This is a genomic window from Pseudomonas sp. GW822-FHT06B12 (assembly GCF_058799675.1).
Map to the genome: position 1 here is coordinate 156,367 of NZ_JBXALR010000009.1, position 17,116 is coordinate 173,482.

The following is a 17,116-nucleotide window of genomic DNA, read 5'->3' on the forward strand; positions in this document are numbered from 1 at the left end:
CTCGATCCGTGTTGAACACATGATTGAAGGATAGGTGGGGCAATTGCAGGCGGCGAATCAAGGTTGGCTATCGAAGTGATAGGGGGTCATGGTCAATATGGATGTTGACGGGTCTGACCTCATCGCGAGCAAGCTCGCTCCCACATTGGAATGCGATCAAATGTGGGAGCGAGCTTGCTCGCGATGGGGCCCTCAAAGCTTCAATTGCCCGATCGCCTTGCTCAACTCACCGGCCAGCGTCGCCAGTTGATTGCTGGTGGTAGCCGAATCCACCGTCTGCTGCACGGTGTTCACGGTGACGTCACGGATGCTCACCACCGCACGGTTCATCTCTTCTGCGACCTGGCTCTGCTGCTGCGCCGCCACGGCAATCTGTGTATTGCTTTCACGCATCTGCGCCACCGCACCGGTGATTTCTGCCAGCGCGGCGCCAGCTTCTTGAGCCTGTTGCACACAGTCGTCGGCCTTGAACGAACTTTCCTGCATAAAGTCCACCGCATCCCGTGTACCGGCTTGCAGCGCCGAGATCATGCTGGTGATTTCGTCAGTGGAGGTCTGCACCCGCTTGGCCAGATTGCGCACTTCATCGGCGACCACCGCAAAGCCTCGGCCCATTTCCCCGGCGCGCGCGGCTTCGATGGCGGCGTTCAGGGCCAGCAGGTTGGTTTGCTCGGCGATGCTGTGAATCACGCTGACTACGCCGTTGATTTTCTGGCTGTCTTCGGCAAGACGCTGAATCATCTCGGCGGTTTGCTGCACCCCGGTGGAAAGCCCGGCGATGGACTTTTGTACCCGGCTGACGACTGCCTGACCACTGCCGGCGAGGGTGTCGGCGGTTTGCGAGAGGTCGCGAGTGGCGCCGGCATGTTGAGCGATGTGATAGACCGTGGCCGACATCTCATTGATCGCAGTGGCGGCCTGATCGGTTTCGCTTTGCTGACCGAGCATGCCGTGGCGTACGTCGTTCATGCTGGCGGCCAGACGCGCCGCGCCGACGTCCAGTTGGCGGGCAGTATTGGCCACGGTGTTGACCACGCGCTGGTAGCCTGCCTGCATGGCATTGAACGCGCTGGCCATCTGGCCAACCTCATCGGTGCAAGACAGCGGCACGCGAGCGGACAGGTCGCCGGTTTTTTCGACGTGGAGCATCACATCCTTGAGGGTGTTGAGCTGGGCGAGCAGAAAACGAATCAACAGTTGCGAGGCGCCGAGCATCGCCAGCATCAGGATGAATACGGCCGCCGCGTAGTTGGCGAATCGTTCGCCGAACACCTGGCTCAGGCTCGGGCCATAGGCCAGAACGGCAATCTGCTCGCCGTTGGCACGCGATAGCACCTCGGCACCCATCAACGGGTTCTCACCAAACAGCGGCATGTCATTGATTTCGACCCAGCCATTGGCATCGTGCAATTCGGGCAGTGGCTGTTGGTTCAGAGTGGGTGTCTGGCCTTTGCTGAAGCTCAGAAAATGCCCGGCTTCAGGCAAGGTCTGGCCGACCGGCCAGTTGCTGATCAGCCGCGCTTGAGCGACGGCCGACTGCTGTGAAGCCTGGCTGCGCGCTTGTTGCTCCAGTTGCACGGCATACAGCACCAGCAGCAGGGTGGTGACGAAGGCGACCGCGTTGACCGCCCAGAATTTGTATTTTAGCGAAATGTTGCTAAGCCAGGCACCCATGGAGGTCTTCTCTGATAGCGGAAACAGTTTTGGCAAGGTGCCAGCATTGTGCCGCTATTCAGCGAAGGGACTTTTGATGTGGGTCAATAAGCCCCGCCATTTCAATGTGGGAGCGAGCTTGCTCGCGATGACTGTGGAGCATTCAGCGCAGCGCTGACTGTCAGATCGCAATCGCGAGCAAGCTCGCTCCCACAAGGGAACTGTGTTTATCGGGTGATCGACGGCAAGCCAAAAAACGCTCGCGCACAAGCGGTGCTGTGAGTGGCTACGTCTTCCAGGCTTTCGCCGCGATGTAACGCCACTTCACGCAGCACTTCGGTCAGATACGCCGGTTCATTGCGACCGTTCTTTGGCTTGGGCCGCAGGCTGCGGGGCAACAGATAGGGGGCGTCGCTTTCGAGCATCAAGCGCCCACGCGGGATCTCGCGGACCAGCGGGTGCAGGTGAGTGCCGCGGCGTTCGTCACAGATCCAGCCCGTGATGCCGATATGCAGGTCGAGGTCGAGGTAGCTGAACAGCGCCCGCTGCTCACCCGTGAAGCAATGCACCACGGCGGCCGGCAACTGGTCGCGGAAGTCACGCAGGATTTCCAGCAGGCGCTGGCTGGCGTCGCGCTCATGGAGGAATACCGGCAGTTGCAACTCGACCGCCATTGCCAAATGCTCTTCGAGCACCTTTTCCTGTTGCGGACGGGGCGAGAAATCGCGATTGAAATCCAGTCCGCATTCGCCGACTGCACGCACGTTGGATTCTTTAAGCAAACTGCGCAAGCGCTGAGCGCTATCGGCATTCCAGTCACTGGCCGAATGCGGGTGAATACCAGCGGTGGAGAACAATCGCTGCCCGGTTTCGTCCAGTTGCTGGCACAGTTCCAGGGCCTGTTCGCTGCCCTCGACACTGGTACCGGTCAACACCAATTGGCAGACGCCAGCGGCATAGGCACGGTCAAGTACCGCCTGATGTTTGTCAGCGAAACTGGGGTTGGTCAGGTTGACGCCGATGTCGATGAGTTGCATGGTGTGACCCTAGCCTTTGGCCGGAAAGCATACCAGAGCTGTAGATTTATAATAAAAATCAAGAACTACAAAGAGTTAAAGCTGTCTTTTGATGCCGGAAGAGAGCTTCGACAAGCCCGTTGGCTGTCGTGGCTACAATCTTTCGCACTATGCCAGCGCTCCAGGCGCTCTGTTTCTGTCGACCCACTGCTCGAAATATCGAGACGTTGGACAGTATTCTTTCCGGAGAACGGATGACGCGACTCCAGGTTTTGCTAGTGCTGTGTTTGTCGATGCTGCTGCCGATGCCGGCGGTTGCGCGGTTGGCGGGGCCCGTGGAAGCCGTCCAGTCGGGCAAGGTCCGCGATCTGGCGGAAATTCGCGGCAGCCGCGTGCTGCGGGTGCTGGTCAATCAGAGCCGCAACAGCTCCGGTGAGGTCCAGGGCCAGACCATTGGCGTCGAATACCATCGCCTGCGAGCCTTCGAGCAGTACCTCAATGGCCATGCCCGTGACGGCCAGGAAATCTCCCTCAAGATCATTCCCAAAGCCAAGGATCAATTGCTCGGCGCGTTACAGCGCGGAGAGGGTGACCTGGTGGCGCCGGGGGAGTTGCTGGATGCGCAGTCCGCTTACGCCGTCAGTACCAGTGAGCCGATTGTCAGTAACGTGCCGTTGCTGTTGGTGGGAATCAAGGGCGAGCGCCGCTACACCCGTCTCGAACAACTCTCCGGCAAAACCCTGGCGCTGCCCACCGGTAGCGCAGCCGGTGAAGCGATCAACCAGATCAATCAGAAGCTCGCATTGCACAAACTGCCACCGGTCAAGGTCGAGTGGGTCGACCCGAGCCTGGCGGTCGAAGATGTGCTGGAGATGGTGCAGGGCGGGATTTTTCACCTGACCATCGTCGAGCAACCGATCGCCGAGCGTTGGGGCAAGATCCTGCCCAAGCTGCGCTTCGACCGGCAGGTGGTCATCAGCGAGCCGGGCAAGGAGTACTGGTTCGTGCGTCGCGACGCATCGATGTTGCGAGCGAGCATTGATCGCTTCCTGCAAGCCTATAAAACCCCATCCGATCAGGATGTAGCCTTCTTGCGTATTTACCGACGCTTGTACCAGGTTCACTACCCGCTGGCCCGGGCCGACCGTCAGCGTCTGGAAAAGCTGCGTCCGGTCCTGCAAAAGCACGCCCGCGAGCAGGGCATGGATTGGTTGAATCTGGCGGCACTGGCGTTCAAGGAATCGGCGCTTGAGCCAAGCACCCGCAGCGGCAGTGGCCCGACCGGGTTGATGCAAATTACCCCGTCGGCGGCGCAGCGGGTCGGGGTCAATAACATTCAATCCGTGGACAGCAATGTGCAGGCCGGGGCCAAGTACCTGGCGCTGATCCGTCGCAAGTTTTTCGCCAGCCCCAAGCTTAATGAGCGTGAGCGCATGGCTTTCGTTCTGGCGGCCTACAACATCGGGCCGGAACGTGTTCAGGGGATGCGTGCCGAGGCCAAGCGTCGTGGCCTGAACCCCAATCAGTGGTTTTTCCAGGTCGAGCGCATTGCCATGGAGCAGGTGGGAATGGGTCCTGTCAGCTATGTTAATAGTGTGAACAAATACTTTTTGGCATATGACCGGGAACGGGAGTCGTTGGAGCCGCAGGGGCAGAAAGTTGCCTCTCGTAAATGATCGACTAAACTGATTGTTATGGCGGGTTTTTTGCGCTTTTAACATGAAGTTTACTGATTAATATAGCGACCAACCCATACGCACTCCCTCACAATGGATGACACAGCATGAGCACTCTGATCAACAAGGTACTGTCCACCCGCGCAGGCTACGGCTTGACCGTTCTACGGATCTTCGTCGGCGTCATCTTCGCTGCCCACGGCTCACAGAAACTCTTCGGCATGTTCGGCGGTTACGGTATTGCCGGTACTGCGCAGTACATGGAAAGCATCGGCCTGGCGCCGGGTCACCTGATGGCGATTCTGGCCGGTGGTACCGAGTTCTTCTGTGGTCTGGCCCTGATCATCGGTTTGCTGGTACGCCCGGCAGCGCTGGGGCTGACCTTCCTCTCGCTGGTCGCTATTTTCTCGGTGCACATTCACAACGGTCTGTTCCTGGCCAACAACGGTTATGAGTTCGCCTTGGCCTTGCTCGGCGGTAGCATCGCCGTATTGATCGAAGGCGCCGGCAAGCTGTCGGCAGACCGCGCCATCACCGGCTGACCGTTCAGGCTCAACGAAAAGGCCCGCATTGCGCACAATGCGGGCTTTTTTTTGTTGCGCGAGATTCTTGACACTGTCCTGTCGGCTTCTCTAGGATGTTTGCCATGCGCCGATTTAAACAGCTACTTGCGGGGCGCCAGGTGACTTATTCAGTTGCCGATAGAAGCTTGAAACAGGCTTCGAAATACCGCTAAAGCGCTGGTTCGGTGTTGCCTCTCACCTGCCATGCAGACTTTTGAGGCAGAGACACGACACAATGAATGCACTACGCCCCCCAGTACGTCCCGCGCCGATCACGGCACACCTCACCCAGCGCAATCCAAAAATCCTCCTTGGCGGTAATCATCAGCCGTCGCTGCTGCGTTATCTGGACGGCTGGCCACGTCGTACCGGCGGCCCGGCAGCGTTCCTGATCCAGTTTGTCGAGGACGGAGAATCGCTGGCGCGTTTTGCCAGCGACAGTTTTGATCTGGCCGTGATCCAGTCGCCCAGCGCCGAAGACGCGGCCGAAGTGATCAAGCAACTGACGCGCGTTGCTCGCCAAGGGTTGATTACCCGTCGCTGAGGCTCTGCCGAGGTTCAGGGATAGTCGATTGCGACGATATACACGAACTGCTCGCCAGTAGGCGTCTGGACCCGGACTTCGGCGTCCAGCGCTTTGCCGATCAAGGCCCGTGCCAACGGTGAGTCGATGCTGATCAGGCCTTGTTTGAGGTCAAGCTCATCCGGGCCGACGATGCGGTAGCGCGCTTCTTTGCCGTGTTCATCTTCGATGGTTACCCAGGCCCCAAAATAGACCTTGTTGGGATCACTGGGTTTTTCGCTGACCACCTTGAGCGCTTCCAGCCGTTTGGTAAGAAACCGCACGCGGCTGTCGATCTCGCGCAGCATCTTTTTGCCATAGGTGTACTCGGCGTTTTCGGAGCGGTCGCCCTGCGCAGCAGCCTCGCTGACGGATTGGGTCACCTGGGGGCGGCGTACATGCCAGAGTTCATGGAACTCGGCACGCATCCGTGCTTCGCCCTCGGGAGTGATGAGGGCGGTGCCGGCGGTGCGAGGAGGGCGATAGCGGCTCATTGCAGTTTCTTTTGGTTAGGAAGTGTCGAGTCTATCAACCCTCGCGCAAGACTGTCAGTGGGCTGGCATTCAGCGCCCGACGAGTGCCGAACACGCCCGCACCGCCGATCAGCAACGCACCAATCACCGGGAGCCACAGCAGCCACGGATGCGGATGCCAGGCCAGATCGAACGCATAGCGGTAAAGCACCAGGCTCACCAGTTCCGAGCCAAGTGCGGCGAGCAAACCGCTGACCGCGCCGAGCAAGCCGAACTCGATCCGCCGGGCCTTGACCAACAACTGCCGTTCGGCGCCCAGTGCACGCAGCAGCGCACCTTGGCGAATGCGCTCATCGAGCGTCGCCTGCAAGCCGGAAAACAGCACCGCCATGCCGGCCGCCAGCACGAACAACAACACGTACTCGACTGCCAGGGTGACCTGCTCAAGGATACTGCGCAGCTGCGCGAGCAAGGCTTCGACCTGCAGAATGGTCACCGCCGGGAAGGCTCGCGACAGATCGATGATCTGTTGGTCGTGACCGGCCGCCAGGTAAAAACTGGTCAGGTACGTGGCTGGCAGGTCTTTCAAGGTGCCGGGTTGGAAGATCATGAAGAAGTTCGGCTGGAAGTTGTCCCAGTTGATCTTGCGCAGGCTGGTGACCTGCGCCTCGCGGTTGATCCCGCCGACGGTGAAGACCAGATGGTCGCCGAGCTTGAGTTTCAGGCTCTCGGCCACTTTGCCTTCCACCGAAACGCCGGGTACGTCGCCAGTCGGTTGTGTCGACCACCAGCTGCCGGCCGTGATGCTGTTGCCCGCGGGCAGGTCGGCAGCCCAGGTCAGGCTCAGATCGCGCTGGATGGCCCGATCGCCTTCAGTGTCCTTGCTGACGATACCCTGAACCGGTTCGCCGTTGATGCTGATCAGCCGCCCCGGCACCACCGGGTACAGCGGCGCGGATTGAGCGGACAGTTCAATCAGGCGATCGGTGAAGGCCTGTTTGTCAGCGGGCAAAATATTCAGTGCGAAGTAATTGGGGGCGTTTTTTGGCAACTGGTTCTGCCAGGTGTCCAGCAACTCACCGCGCAGCAGGGCGATCAGCGCCATCGACAATAGAATCAAACCGAAGGCCAGCGATTGTCCCGCCGCCGCCAATGGGTGACGCAGCAATTGGCCCAGACCCAGGCGCCAGGGCAAGGACGCACGGGCCAAAAGGCGCCGCAGGCTGTTGAGTACCAGCAGCAACAGGCCGCCGAGGACCAGTGCCGCGATGACACCGCCACCGAGCAGGGCGAAGGTCAGCAGCAGGTCCAGGCTCAAGCGCCACATGATCAGCCCCAAGGCTGCCAGTGCGGTGCCATAAACCATCCAGGTGCTTGAAGGGATCGGCAGTATGTCGCGGCGCAGCACCCGCAGCGGTGGCACGCGACCCAGTGCGGCCAGTGGCGGCAGGGCGAATCCGGCGAGGGCGACCAGTCCGGTGCCAATCCCGGCGACTGCCGGCAGCAGTCCTCCCGGCGGTACATCGGAGGGCAGCAACTCACCGAGTAAAGCGAACAACCCCAACTGCGCGAGCCAGCCGAGCAGGGCGCCGCTGAGGCTGGCCAGCAGGCCGAGCACCGTCAGTTGCACGCTGAACAACAGCAGAGTTTCCCGGCGCGACAAACCGAGGCAGCGCAGCAGCGCACTGGCGTCGAAGCGGCGGGTGGCGAAACGGGTTGCCGAGAGCGCCACGGCGACGCCGGACAGTAGAACGGCGACCAGACTGGCCATGTTCAAGTAGCGCTCGGCTTTGCCCAGGGCTCCGCCGATTTGCCGGTTGCCGTCACGGGCGTCCTGTAGCCGCTGGTTGGCAGCCAGCCCCGGCTTGATCAGTTGCCGATAGGTTTCCAGGGCCGCCGCGTTGCCGCGCCAGAGTTCGTGGTAACTGACCCGGCTGCCGGGCTGGACTACGCCGGTGGCCGTCAGGTCGGCGAGATTGATCATCACCCGGGGCGTGAGGCTGTAGAAATTGCCGGCGCGATCCGGTTCATAGGTCAGTACGCGCGTCAGGTGCAGGGTTTTCATGCCGACGTCGATGCTGTCACCGACCTTCAGGTTCAGTGCCGTCAGCAAGCGCGCCTCGGCCCAGGCTTCGCCCGGTTTCGGACTTCCTCCGGTCACTTCGGGGGCGAACGGAGCGGGCGCGCTTTTAAGCTGGCCGCGCAGCGGATAGACCCCATCGACGGCTTTGATGCTCGACAGCTGAATGCCGCTGTCGGTGGCGATGACACTGGAAAACTCCACCACTTGAGCGTGTTGCAGCCCCAGCTCCTTGCCGGATTGTATTTGTTCCGGGCGGGCGGGCGAGCTGCCTTCCAGCAATACGTCAGCCCCGAGGAATTCGGTGGCGCGCAGCAGCATGGCACCGTTCAGGCGAGCACCGAAGTAGCCGATGGCGGTGCTCGCCGCCACGGCCACCAGCAGGGCGAAGAACAACACCCGCAGCTCTCCGGCGCGGGCATCGCGCAGCAATTGGCGAATGGCGAGGCTGAACAGGCGAAACAGCGGCAAACGTGCCATCAAGGCTCCAGAGGGGCGACGACCAACAGGCCGGCTTCAAGGCGGATCAAGCGGTGGCAGCGGTGTGCCAGGCGTTCGTCGTGGGTGACCAGGACGAGGGTCGTGCCGCTTTCCTTATTGAGTTCGAAGAGCAAATCGCTGATGTGCTCACCGGTGTGCGTGTCGAGGTTGCCGGTGGGCTCATCGGCAAACAGCACATCGGGTTCGGCGGCAAATGCCCGGGCGATGGCTACGCGCTGCTGCTCGCCGCCAGAGAGCTGACGGGGTGAATGGCTCAGGCGCTGGCCCAGGCCAACGCGGCGCAGCAATTCGGTGGCGCGTTCGCGGGCGTCTTTGCGACCGTCCAGTTCGAGCGGCAACATGACATTTTCCAGGGCGTTGAGACTGTCGAGCAGTTGGAACGACTGGAATACAAAGCCGACATGTTCGGCGCGGATTCGCGCGCGCTGGTCCTCATCCAGATGACTCAGGGCTTGCCCGGCAAGGGTGACTTCGCCGCTGCTGGGCAGGTCGAGCCCGGCCAGCAAACCGAGCAGGGTGGATTTGCCGGAGCCGGAACTGCCGACGATGGCCAGGCTGTCGCCCTTGTTCAGTTCCAGGCTGAGTTCGTGCAGGATGGTCAGTTCACCTTCCGCGCTGGGAACCACTTTGCTAAGGTTCCGCGCAGTGAGAATGCTTGCGCCCATGGAGAGTCCGATGCGTGTGTGGTTTTTGAGTGCTGGCCTGGCCTTGATGTGCATGGCCCAGAACGCAGCGGCGGGTACAGTCCTGATCGTTGGCGATAGTATCAGCGCAGCTTTCGGCCTGGATACCCGGCAAGGGTGGGTGTCGTTGCTTGAGCAGCGCCTCAAGCACGAAGGTTTCACCGAGACCGTGGTTAACGCGTCCATCAGTGGCGATACCAGTGCAGGCGGTCAGGCACGCCTGCCGGCGCTGCTTGCAGAGCATAAGCCTGAGCTGGTGATCCTCGAGCTGGGAGGCAATGACGGGCTGCGTGGATTGCTGCCAACGCAATTGCAACAAAATCTTGCGTCGATGATCGACAACGCCAGGGCCAGCGGTGCCAAGGTGCTGCTGCTGGGTATGCAACTGCCACCCAATTATGGGGTGCGCTATACCGAGGCGTTTGCGAAGGTTTACAGCGATCTGGCCGACGAGAAAAAAATCCCGCTGGTGCCGTTTTTTCTGCAGGGAATCGGCGGAAATCCCGAGCTGATGCAGGCCGATGGCATTCACCCGGCCGTCACGGCCCAGGGCAAGTTGCTGGAAAATGTCTGGCCTACGCTAAAACCGCTGCTATGACGCTTTTCTAGCGGCAGTCTTTCGGCTAATGTGGCGCCCCCTGATTTGGAGCCCCCGATGCCGCGTCCTGCCTGGTCCCTGTTCGCCTACCAACTGATCGAGCCTGACGAACAGCTGGATCTGTTCGCCTGCCAGGAAGTCCGGGTGCATCTGGTGACGCGTCAACTGGAATTGGGCGGCTCGGCCGACCGTACCTTGTGCGGCACCTTGCTGCCGGCGCAACCGCGCTGGTCGAGCGTCGACCGGAGGGTGTTCCAGGACCAGCGACTGTGCTCGCTGTGCCGGGCGATTCTCGAGTCGCAGAAGCGCGGTACATCGCCGATCTGGCCTGAGTTGCGTTTCGAGCTGTAAAGCCCCAAAGGGCAGTCCATCGACCCGGCTCCCCGAATCCGGGGGCGTCGGTGTACAATCTCGCTCCCAAACCCTCTGTTGATCATACGAAGGATGTTCCGGATGTTGCCGCGTTTTCCTGCCGTCACCCGCTGCTTGTCTCTTGCCGCCTTGTGTGTGGCGGGTCCCGTTGCAGCGTTGGAGTTGCCTTTACCGCCGCCGGGCGAAGATATCGTCGGCCAGGTGCAAACAGTCAAAGCCAAGTACGAAGACACCTTTGCCGATCTGGGCACCACCTACGATCTGGGCTACCTGGAAATGGTCGCCGCCAACCCGGGTGTCGATCCGTGGTTGCCAGGTGCAGGCACCGAAATCGTATTGCCAACGCGCTTCATCCTGCCGCCTGGCCCGCGTGAAGGCATCGTGATCAACCTGGCCGAGTATCGCCTCTACTACTACCCCAAAGGCCGGAACGTGGTGTACACCTTCCCGCTGGGTATCGGTCGTGAAGGCTGGGGCTCGCCAATCGCTCACACCAGCATCACTGCCAAAACACCGAACCCGACCTGGACCCCTCCAGCTTCGATCAAGGCCGAACACGCCGCCGATGGCGATCCATTGCCAAACGTCGTGCCAGCCGGTCCAGACAACCCTCTGGGGCCATTCAAGTTCACGTTGGGCACTCCGGGCTACCTGATTCACGGTTCGAACAAGAAGTTCGGCATTGGTATGCGTACCAGCCATGGCTGCTTCCGCATGTTCAACAACAATGTGCTGGAAATGGCCGGCATGGTGCCGGTGGGAACGTCGGTGCGGATCCTCAACGACCCGTACAAGTTCGGCATGAGTGGCGGCAAGGTTTACCTGGAAGCGCATACGCCGCTGGATGACAACGGCAGCCCGTCGGTGGTCGACAAGCACACTGCGGTGATCAACGCGATGCTCAAGCGTGAGGACATCACCAACAACCTGCGCATGAACTGGGATGTGGTGCGCGACGTGGTCGCCGCTGAAGATGGTCTGCCGGTGGAAATCGCCGTGCCGAATACCTCCGTACCCGTGGCGTCGAACATGCCGATCGACCTGCAGTAATCGCTTCAAAAAACCCGCCGAGGCTTCGCAGCATCGGCGGGTTTTTTATTGCCTTCAGCAAAGCCTGGGCAATAAAAAGCCGACCCAAAAATGGGTCGGCTTGATAACAATCCCGAAGGACTATTACTTGCGGCTAGCTTTGTCCAGCATGCGCAGAGCACGCTCGTTAGCTTCGTCAGCAGTCTGTTGTGCTTTTTGAGCAGCAGCCAGAGCTTCATCAGCTTTACGATAGGCTTCGTCTGCACGAGCCTGGGAGCGAGCTGCTGCGTCTTCAGTAGCAGTCAGACGTGCTTCGGTTTCTTTCGATACGCTGCTGCAACCGGTAGCCAGAACTGCGGCCAGGGCCAGAGCAGAGAATTTCAGAACGTTATTCATCGTGTTCCCCTTCAAGGACTTTCTATTAAGTAGCTGTCTCCTCAGAGTGAGGAAATAGCCGGCGTACATACTACCCATTACTTGTAGTAAGTAAACTGACGTAGCGCAAGAAGCAAAAAAATTGTAGGCGCGGAATCTTTTTCGAGCAACTTTTAATCGCACTGTATAGAAAGTATGCAGCTGGGAAGCCCGTCCTGAGCGATCCTCTTGTAAAGCTGGCTGACGCTTGGGGCTGTTTCACGCTCTAGAGCTAAAGTCGCTCTATATCGATTCGTCTACACTTTTGTTCAGAATTTGCGGAGCGGCTCACGCCTCTTTGCGCATGTAGAGGTGACTTTAACAAGCCGTGCTCGTCTTAAGTCTCAACATCCGGCAATGTTCAGGCTATCGACCAGGGGAGATGTTTGGTCGAGCCGCCGCTACGTGCCCTGCGCTGAACCACCGCAATCGACGTGATGACGAGCGCGCCTTGAGCATTTCCGCCTTTGGTGCCTACTATTTGATACGTGTCCGGTTGCGCGAGATCGGTGCAGTTCTTCTCGGTGTCCAAGCAGGCACGGGGTGGCGTAGAGGTTCCTTCGCCGGGAAAACATCGGTAAGGTAGGGGTCAATTCAAGACCCGCGAGGAGTTGTGATGAGCGAGGCGTTGTCCATCCACCATGACCAGGCTGGTCATCAGTTCGAGACCAATGTGGACGGTCATCGTGCCTACCTGACCTATATGGATCTGGGGAAACAGACCCTGGATATCTATCGTACCTTCGTGCCCAATGCGCTGCGTGGTCGCGGCATTGCTGCGGCATTGACCGAGCAGGCGCTGCAGTACGCTGAGGAAATGGGCTACACAGTCATTCCGTCGTGTTCCTACGTGGAGCGTTACATGGAGCGCCACCAACGGCACGCCGCGAAGCTCTGATCAGGGTCACCGAATAAAAAAACGCCGGGCTTAGCCCGGCGTTTTTGTGTGCGCTGAATGCGCTCAGGTGCGCTGACGTTTCGGCAGCACATCCTTGAGCTTGGCATGCATGCTGCGCAAGGTGTTTTCGGTGGCTGTCCAATCGATGCAGGCGTCGGTGATCGACACGCCGTATTGCAGCTCGGCGAGGTCTTTCGGAATCGCCTGGCAACCCCAGTTCAAATGGCTTTCGACCATCAGACCGATGATCGACTGGTTGCCTTCGAGGATCTGGTTGGCCACGTTCTCCATCACCAGCGGTTGCAGCGCCGGGTCTTTGTTGGAGTTGGCGTGGCTGCAGTCGACCATGATGTTCGGCTTGATCTTCGCCTTGTTCAGCGCTTGCTCGCAGAGCGCGACGCTGACCGAGTCATAGTTCGGTTTGCCGTTGCCGCCGCGCAGTACCACGTGACCGTAGGCATTGCCTTTGGTGGTGACGATCGACACGCCACCTTCCTGGTTGATCCCCAGGAAGCGGTGCGGGCTGGAAACCGATTGCAGGGCGTTGATGGCAACCGTCAGGCCACCGTCGGTGCCGTTCTTGAAGCCGACTGCCGAGGAAAGGCCCGAAGCCATTTCGCGGTGAGTCTGGGATTCGGTGGTACGCGCGCCAATCGCCGACCAGCTGATCAGGTCTTGCAGGTACTGCGGCGAGATCGGGTCAAGCGCTTCGGTCGCCGTCGGCAGGCCCATCTCGGCCAGGTCCAGCAGCAACTGACGACCAATGTGCAAGCCGTCCTGAATCTTGAACGAGTCATCCAGGTACGGGTCGTTGATCAGGCCTTTCCAGCCGACGGTGGTACGTGGCTTCTCGAAATAGACCCGCATGACCAGATACAGGGTATCGGACACCTCAGCGGCGAGTACCTTGAGGCGCTCGGCATATTCGTGTGCTGCCTTGATGTCGTGGATCGAGCAAGGCCCGATAACGACGAACAGGCGGTGGTCGGTGCCATCCAGGATGTTGCGAATCACTTCGCGGCCCTTGGTCACGGTGTGCAGGGCAGCATCGCTCAAAGGGATATCACGCTTGAGCTGGTCAGGAGTGATCAGCGTCTCGTTGGAGGCGACGTTTAAGTCATTGATCGGTAAATCAGCCATCGTGTTACTCGTCAGGTCACGGGTGCCGGCCGCCAGCGATCCCCGCGCGGCGGAGCACAGCATGATTTAAGCGCAGCGGGGAGCCGAACCTTAGCGCGTTACGCGGTTGCTCGACAATGGGCAGGCGCGGGTTTAATCCAGTGCTGATTGCACAAAGGCCTGGTGAACGGTCTCGTTGGAGTACTCGGTCGCATGCTGGTCGACCCATTTGAGGGCCACCGCCTCGACACCTTGTTGCTCGACCTGAGGCTTTTGCTGACGGCAGTAGCGTTCAATCTGGCAGACCTGCTCGCCCATCCGCGCTTCAAACAGGGTCTGCTCGTCGATGAAAGCGATGCCGACCAGATAACCGTGCTTTCGTCGCAGACACCAGGCTACATAGCCCAGATAACAGACATTTTCGCTCAGGGTCGGCATTCGCACTTCCAGTGCCGTTCCCTTGCGCCAGGCACGGTGGTAATTGCAAGCCATGCCTCCGAGACTGATAGTGTGCAGCTCTTGCCGAGAAATACACTGATGCTTGCGCAACGTTAACTCGACAGGCACATCGTCAGGATGAGGAATAAAGCGCCCCATGAACACAGACTCCAAGTGTCGGTCATTCGACAGTGTTTCACCCAGTATAGTGGTCGAATGCGAGCTGACCGATTTCGATGCCGACCAGCGGCTGTTGGCGATGAGTGGTGTGTCGCTGGTGATTTTCACCAGCGTCGGCTGTTCCAGTTGCCGCTGGGCCCGCCAGCAGTTACCGGAGCTTGACCTTGATGTCGATCAGCTGTGCTGGATCGACGCGGGGAACAACGGTGGCGTGGTGGAGCGTTATCAGGTCTTTCATTTGCCCGCGCTGTTTATTGTGCGCGATGGCGAGTTTTATGGGGCGCTACAGTCGCGCCTGGCCCGCACCGAACTGAATGTTGCGGTGGGGCAGGCGCTGAGTCGACATCCAGAGGAGTTGCCATGACGGATACAGCGGTTAAAAAGCCGAGAATCGGCATTATCGGCACCGGGGCGATCGGTGGCTTTTACGGCGTGATGCTGGCGCGGGCCGGGTTCGATGTGCACTTTCTGTTGCGCAGCGAGTTTGCAGCGGTCGCCGAGCGTGGCCTGCAACTCAACAGCGCGCCTTATGGCGCGTTGACCTTGAATCCGGTTCAGGCGTATTCGTCGGCCGACGATATGCCGGCCTGTGACTGGTTGCTGGTCGGCGCGAAAACCACCAGTAACGCCGAGCTTGCACCGGCGATCATCAAGGCTGCGGCGCCGGGTGCGAAGGTCCTGCTGCTGCAAAATGGCCTGGATGTCGAAGACAGCCTGCGTGATCTTTTGCCCGACTCCCTGCACTTGCTGGGCGGGTTGTGCTTTATCTGTGTGCATCGCGCGGGTCCCGGAGTGATCGAGCATCAGGCGCTTGGTGCGGTGAACGTGGGTTATCACAGTGGGCCGGCGCTCGATGACGAGGTTGCGCGTCAGGTAATTGTCGAGCAGGGCGCGGGGCTGTTTCGTACCGCCGGTCTTGATTCACAGGCAATGGCCAACCTTCAGCAGGCGCGTTGGCAAAAACTGGTCTGGAATGTTCCGTACAACGGTTTGTCGGTATTGCTTGGCGCGAGCACGACGCCGCTGATGGCTGATGACAGCAGTCGTGAACTGATTCAGGCATTAATGGCAGAAGTGCTGCAAGGCGCGCTGGCGTGTGGGCACAGCATGCCGCCGGGGTATGCCGAGCATCTGTTCAAGGTCACCGAAAAAATGCCCGACTACTGGCCGAGCATGTACCACGACTACCAGCATAAACGGCCGCTGGAACTGGCAGCGATCTACGCAAGGCCATTGGCAGCCGCCAAGGCTGCCGGTTGCCAGTTGCCGAAAATCGAGGCTTTGTATCAGGCCCTGAGTTATGTCGATCGGCATAACGGTTAAGTCGTGACACCTGGGGGGAGCAGCATGGCAAAAGGGATAAGCGACAAACTGGTGCTGGCGATTTCTTCGCGGGCGCTGTTCGACCTGAGCGAGAGCCACAAGGTGTATCTGGCGAGCGGCGTCGAGGCTTATCGGCAGTATCAGATCGAGCACGAAGACGAGGTCCTCGAGCCGGGTGATGCGTTCCCTCTGGTGCAAAAACTGTTGAACCTCAATACCAGCCTCGGCCGGGCGCGGGTCGAGGTGGTGCTGGTGTCGCGCAATAGCGCGGACACCGGCTTGCGCGTCTTCAACTCGATTCATCATTACGGTCTGACGATTTCCCGCGCAGCGTTTGTCGGTGGACGCAGTCCGTATCCATACCTGAAGGCATTCGGCTGCGATCTGTTTCTCTCCACTCATGCCGATGACGTGCGCAGTGCGCTCGACGCCGGCTTCGCGGCGGCGACCATTTTGTCGGGTGGCGCGAGCCGTGCCGCCAGCGACGAACTGCGCATCGCCTTCGATGGTGACGCCGTACTGTTTTCCGATGAGTCGGAGCGGGTGTATCAGTCGGGCGGCCTCGAAGCTTTTCAGGCCAACGAACGCGAAGCCGCTCGCGAGCCGTTGCGCGGTGGTCCCTTCAAAGGCTTTCTGGCGGCGCTCAATCTGTTGCAGCGCGAGTTTCCCGACGACAGCTGCCCGATCCGCACCGCACTGGTGACGGCGCGTTCGGCACCGGCTCACGAACGGGTCATTCGTACCTTGCGCGAGTGGGATATCCGGCTCGACGAATCACTGTTTCTCGGTGGGCTGGCCAAGTCTGCATTTCTCGAAGCCTTCGCCGCCGACGTGTTTTTCGACGACCAGGCGGGCCATTGCGAGTTGGCCCGCGAGGTGGTCGCTACCGGTCACGTCCCTCATGGAATCAGCAATGAACTGAAGGTTTGAGCGCCAACGGCGCAAGACGCCGTACTCGCTGCGGCACTGCTAAGCTGAATCAATCTCCGCCATTCTGGCATTCGAGGAGGTCACATGATTCATTCGATGCTGTATGCCACCGACCTCGGCCTTTACGCTCCTTTTGTGATGCAGCATGCACTGTCGCTGGCACGAACATTCAAAGCTGATCTGTATGTAGTGCACGCGGTTGAACCTATGGGCCTGTTTGCCGAATCGGTGTTGCAGAGCTATCTCGACGAGCAAGCCTTGAATGAGTTTCACAGCCAGGGCTTGAACACGGTGATGGCCAATATCGAGCAGCGCGTACTTGACAGTTTTCGCGAAGAATTGGGGGAGGGGCAGCAGGATCTGGCGCTGATTAAATCGGTGAGAGTATTTCAGGGCGATCCGTCGCAGGTCATTCTCGACCAGGCGCAGAAACTCTCGGTGGATTTGTTGATCGTAGGTAGTCACAGCCATGGGGCCGGTGGGGAAACACAGTTGGGACGGACCGCTGCGCGCGTGTTGCAGCTGTCGCAGGTGCCGGTTTATCTGGTGCCGTTGTCGCAGCGTCGGCGTCACGGAGACATTTAAGGCGAGAACGCTGGCCTTTTGAT

At 59.8% G+C, this 17,116-nt stretch carries 19 protein-coding genes; 11 read left to right on the forward strand and 8 right to left on the reverse strand.

Annotated features, from left to right (window positions below):
- Positions 1 to 192 precede the first annotated feature (192 nt).
- On the reverse strand, positions 193 to 1,674 hold the full coding sequence (locus AC1RKH_RS20350; RefSeq protein ID WP_493063249.1) for a methyl-accepting chemotaxis protein: 1,482 nt from the start codon (positions 1,672 to 1,674) through the stop codon (positions 193 to 195).
- 206 nt (positions 1,675 to 1,880) lie between these two features.
- A complete protein-coding gene (locus AC1RKH_RS20355) occupies positions 1,881 to 2,690 on the reverse strand; it encodes a TatD family hydrolase (protein ID WP_493063248.1) in 810 nt (269 codons plus the stop codon).
- A 233-nt stretch (positions 2,691 to 2,923) separates the two neighbouring features.
- On the opposite strand from AC1RKH_RS20355, the gene AC1RKH_RS20360 reads away from it, so the two are divergent.
- The 3 genes from AC1RKH_RS20360 to AC1RKH_RS20370 all read left to right on the forward strand — a co-directional run bounded on the left by AC1RKH_RS20360 (position 2,924) and on the right by AC1RKH_RS20370 (position 5,452).
- Entirely contained in the window at positions 2,924 to 4,345 is a 1,422-nt protein-coding gene (locus tag AC1RKH_RS20360) for an MltF family protein (RefSeq protein ID WP_493063247.1), read from the forward strand.
- A gap of 107 nt (positions 4,346 to 4,452) precedes the next feature.
- The gene (locus tag AC1RKH_RS20365; protein WP_493063246.1) at positions 4,453 to 4,887 is read left to right on the forward strand and encodes a DoxX family protein; all 435 of its coding nucleotides are present in this window, start codon (positions 4,453 to 4,455) and stop codon (positions 4,885 to 4,887) included.
- 256 nt (positions 4,888 to 5,143) lie between these two features.
- A complete protein-coding gene (locus tag AC1RKH_RS20370; RefSeq protein ID WP_493063245.1) occupies positions 5,144 to 5,452 on the forward strand; it encodes a class I SAM-dependent methyltransferase in 309 nt (102 codons plus the stop codon).
- A 14-nt stretch (positions 5,453 to 5,466) separates the two neighbouring features.
- On the opposite strand, the gene greB is transcribed toward AC1RKH_RS20370, so the two are convergent.
- From greB to AC1RKH_RS20385, 3 genes are read right to left on the reverse strand one after another with little or no spacing between them, the layout of a single operon-like run.
- Positions 5,467 to 5,964, reverse strand: coding sequence for a transcription elongation factor GreB (greB, locus tag AC1RKH_RS20375; protein ID WP_493063244.1), 498 nt, complete (start codon positions 5,962 to 5,964; stop codon positions 5,467 to 5,469).
- Positions 5,965 to 5,998: 34 nt separating this feature from the next.
- Positions 5,999 to 8,503 carry an ABC transporter permease gene (locus AC1RKH_RS20380; RefSeq protein WP_493063243.1) on the reverse strand — a complete coding sequence of 835 codons (2,505 nt, stop codon included), beginning with the start codon at positions 8,501 to 8,503 and terminating at the stop codon, positions 5,999 to 6,001.
- Positions 8,503 to 9,189 (reverse strand): ABC transporter ATP-binding protein, encoded by a 687-nt coding sequence (locus AC1RKH_RS20385; protein ID WP_123427787.1) that lies wholly within the window; start codon positions 9,187 to 9,189, stop codon positions 8,503 to 8,505. The genes AC1RKH_RS20380 and AC1RKH_RS20385 overlap by 1 nt, the downstream gene beginning before the upstream one ends.
- Positions 9,190 to 9,199: 10 nt before the next feature.
- Between AC1RKH_RS20385 and AC1RKH_RS20390 the strand changes: the two genes are divergently transcribed.
- The 3 genes from AC1RKH_RS20390 to AC1RKH_RS20400 all read left to right on the forward strand — a co-directional run bounded on the left by AC1RKH_RS20390 (position 9,200) and on the right by AC1RKH_RS20400 (position 11,227).
- Positions 9,200 to 9,805 (forward strand): arylesterase, encoded by a 606-nt coding sequence (locus AC1RKH_RS20390; protein WP_493063242.1) that lies wholly within the window; start codon positions 9,200 to 9,202, stop codon positions 9,803 to 9,805.
- A 57-nt stretch (positions 9,806 to 9,862) separates the two neighbouring features.
- Positions 9,863 to 10,156 carry a hypothetical protein gene (locus AC1RKH_RS20395; RefSeq protein WP_027620143.1) on the forward strand — a complete coding sequence of 98 codons (294 nt, stop codon included), beginning with the start codon at positions 9,863 to 9,865 and terminating at the stop codon, positions 10,154 to 10,156.
- 102 nt (positions 10,157 to 10,258) lie between these two features.
- Complete coding sequence (locus AC1RKH_RS20400) at positions 10,259 to 11,227, forward strand: L,D-transpeptidase family protein (RefSeq protein ID WP_493063241.1); 969 nt, start codon at positions 10,259 to 10,261, stop codon at positions 11,225 to 11,227.
- A gap of 123 nt (positions 11,228 to 11,350) precedes the next feature.
- On the opposite strand, the gene oprI is transcribed toward AC1RKH_RS20400, so the two are convergent.
- Positions 11,351 to 11,602 (reverse strand): outer membrane lipoprotei OprI, encoded by a 252-nt coding sequence (oprI, locus tag AC1RKH_RS20405; protein ID WP_002553018.1) that lies wholly within the window; start codon positions 11,600 to 11,602, stop codon positions 11,351 to 11,353.
- 634 nt (positions 11,603 to 12,236) lie between these two features.
- Between oprI and AC1RKH_RS20410 the strand changes: the two genes are divergently transcribed.
- Positions 12,237 to 12,518, forward strand: a complete 282-nt coding sequence (locus tag AC1RKH_RS20410) for a GNAT family N-acetyltransferase (protein ID WP_019692933.1) — start codon at positions 12,237 to 12,239, stop codon at positions 12,516 to 12,518.
- 63 nt (positions 12,519 to 12,581) lie between these two features.
- Here AC1RKH_RS20410 and AC1RKH_RS20415 read toward each other — a convergent pair whose 3' ends face one another.
- On the reverse strand, positions 12,582 to 13,658 hold the full coding sequence (locus AC1RKH_RS20415; protein ID WP_019692932.1) for a 3-deoxy-7-phosphoheptulonate synthase: 1,077 nt from the start codon (positions 13,656 to 13,658) through the stop codon (positions 12,582 to 12,584).
- Positions 13,659 to 13,790: 132 nt separating this feature from the next.
- A complete protein-coding gene (locus AC1RKH_RS20420) occupies positions 13,791 to 14,234 on the reverse strand; it encodes a PilZ domain-containing protein (RefSeq protein ID WP_493063240.1) in 444 nt (147 codons plus the stop codon).
- Here AC1RKH_RS20420 and AC1RKH_RS20425 point away from each other — a divergent pair.
- The 4 genes from AC1RKH_RS20425 to AC1RKH_RS20440 all read left to right on the forward strand — a co-directional run bounded on the left by AC1RKH_RS20425 (position 14,233) and on the right by AC1RKH_RS20440 (position 17,093).
- Positions 14,233 to 14,619 carry a YbbN family protein gene (locus AC1RKH_RS20425; RefSeq protein ID WP_493063239.1) on the forward strand — a complete coding sequence of 129 codons (387 nt, stop codon included), beginning with the start codon at positions 14,233 to 14,235 and terminating at the stop codon, positions 14,617 to 14,619. The two genes, AC1RKH_RS20420 and AC1RKH_RS20425, sit on opposite strands and share 2 nt — an antisense overlap.
- The gene (locus AC1RKH_RS20430; protein WP_493063238.1) at positions 14,616 to 15,578 is read left to right on the forward strand and encodes a putative 2-dehydropantoate 2-reductase; all 963 of its coding nucleotides are present in this window, start codon (positions 14,616 to 14,618) and stop codon (positions 15,576 to 15,578) included. Before AC1RKH_RS20425 ends, AC1RKH_RS20430 begins: the two co-directional genes overlap by 4 nt.
- A 24-nt stretch (positions 15,579 to 15,602) precedes the next feature.
- On the forward strand, positions 15,603 to 16,508 hold the full coding sequence (locus tag AC1RKH_RS20435; RefSeq protein ID WP_493063237.1) for a 5'-nucleotidase: 906 nt from the start codon (positions 15,603 to 15,605) through the stop codon (positions 16,506 to 16,508).
- An 84-nt stretch (positions 16,509 to 16,592) separates the two neighbouring features.
- The gene (locus AC1RKH_RS20440) at positions 16,593 to 17,093 is read left to right on the forward strand and encodes a universal stress protein (protein ID WP_493063236.1); all 501 of its coding nucleotides are present in this window, start codon (positions 16,593 to 16,595) and stop codon (positions 17,091 to 17,093) included.
- The last annotated feature ends 23 nt before the right edge of the window (positions 17,094 to 17,116 follow it).

Bases quoted from the DNA above. Each gene is read 5' to 3' on its own strand.
- AC1RKH_RS20430 (WP_493063238.1), top strand. From the start codon at position 14,616: ATGACGGATACAGCGGTTAAAAAGCCGAGAATCGGCATTATCGGCACC.
- AC1RKH_RS20395 (WP_027620143.1), top strand. From the start codon at position 9,863: ATGCCGCGTCCTGCCTGGTCCCTGTTCGCCTACCAACTGATCGAGCCT.
- AC1RKH_RS20350 (WP_493063249.1), bottom strand. From the start codon at position 1,674: ATGGGTGCCTGGCTTAGCAACATTTCGCTAAAATACAAATTCTGGGCG.
- AC1RKH_RS20365 (WP_493063246.1), top strand. From the start codon at position 4,453: ATGAGCACTCTGATCAACAAGGTACTGTCCACCCGCGCAGGCTACGGC.
- AC1RKH_RS20410 (WP_019692933.1), top strand. From the start codon at position 12,237: ATGAGCGAGGCGTTGTCCATCCACCATGACCAGGCTGGTCATCAGTTC.
- AC1RKH_RS20400 (WP_493063241.1), top strand. From the start codon at position 10,259: ATGTTGCCGCGTTTTCCTGCCGTCACCCGCTGCTTGTCTCTTGCCGCC.
- AC1RKH_RS20355 (WP_493063248.1), bottom strand. From the start codon at position 2,690: ATGCAACTCATCGACATCGGCGTCAACCTGACCAACCCCAGTTTCGCT.
- greB (WP_493063244.1), bottom strand. From the start codon at position 5,964: ATGAGCCGCTATCGCCCTCCTCGCACCGCCGGCACCGCCCTCATCACT.
- AC1RKH_RS20440 (WP_493063236.1), top strand. From the start codon at position 16,593: ATGATTCATTCGATGCTGTATGCCACCGACCTCGGCCTTTACGCTCCT.
- oprI (WP_002553018.1), bottom strand. From the start codon at position 11,602: ATGAATAACGTTCTGAAATTCTCTGCTCTGGCCCTGGCCGCAGTTCTG.
- AC1RKH_RS20360 (WP_493063247.1), top strand. From the start codon at position 2,924: ATGACGCGACTCCAGGTTTTGCTAGTGCTGTGTTTGTCGATGCTGCTG.
- AC1RKH_RS20390 (WP_493063242.1), top strand. From the start codon at position 9,200: ATGCGTGTGTGGTTTTTGAGTGCTGGCCTGGCCTTGATGTGCATGGCC.
- AC1RKH_RS20415 (WP_019692932.1), bottom strand. From the start codon at position 13,658: ATGGCTGATTTACCGATCAATGACTTAAACGTCGCCTCCAACGAGACG.
- AC1RKH_RS20370 (WP_493063245.1), top strand. From the start codon at position 5,144: ATGAATGCACTACGCCCCCCAGTACGTCCCGCGCCGATCACGGCACAC.
- AC1RKH_RS20380 (WP_493063243.1), bottom strand. From the start codon at position 8,503: ATGGCACGTTTGCCGCTGTTTCGCCTGTTCAGCCTCGCCATTCGCCAA.
- AC1RKH_RS20425 (WP_493063239.1), top strand. From the start codon at position 14,233: ATGAACACAGACTCCAAGTGTCGGTCATTCGACAGTGTTTCACCCAGT.
- AC1RKH_RS20420 (WP_493063240.1), bottom strand. From the start codon at position 14,234: ATGGGGCGCTTTATTCCTCATCCTGACGATGTGCCTGTCGAGTTAACG.
- AC1RKH_RS20385 (WP_123427787.1), bottom strand. From the start codon at position 9,189: ATGGGCGCAAGCATTCTCACTGCGCGGAACCTTAGCAAAGTGGTTCCC.
- AC1RKH_RS20435 (WP_493063237.1), top strand. From the start codon at position 15,603: ATGGCAAAAGGGATAAGCGACAAACTGGTGCTGGCGATTTCTTCGCGG.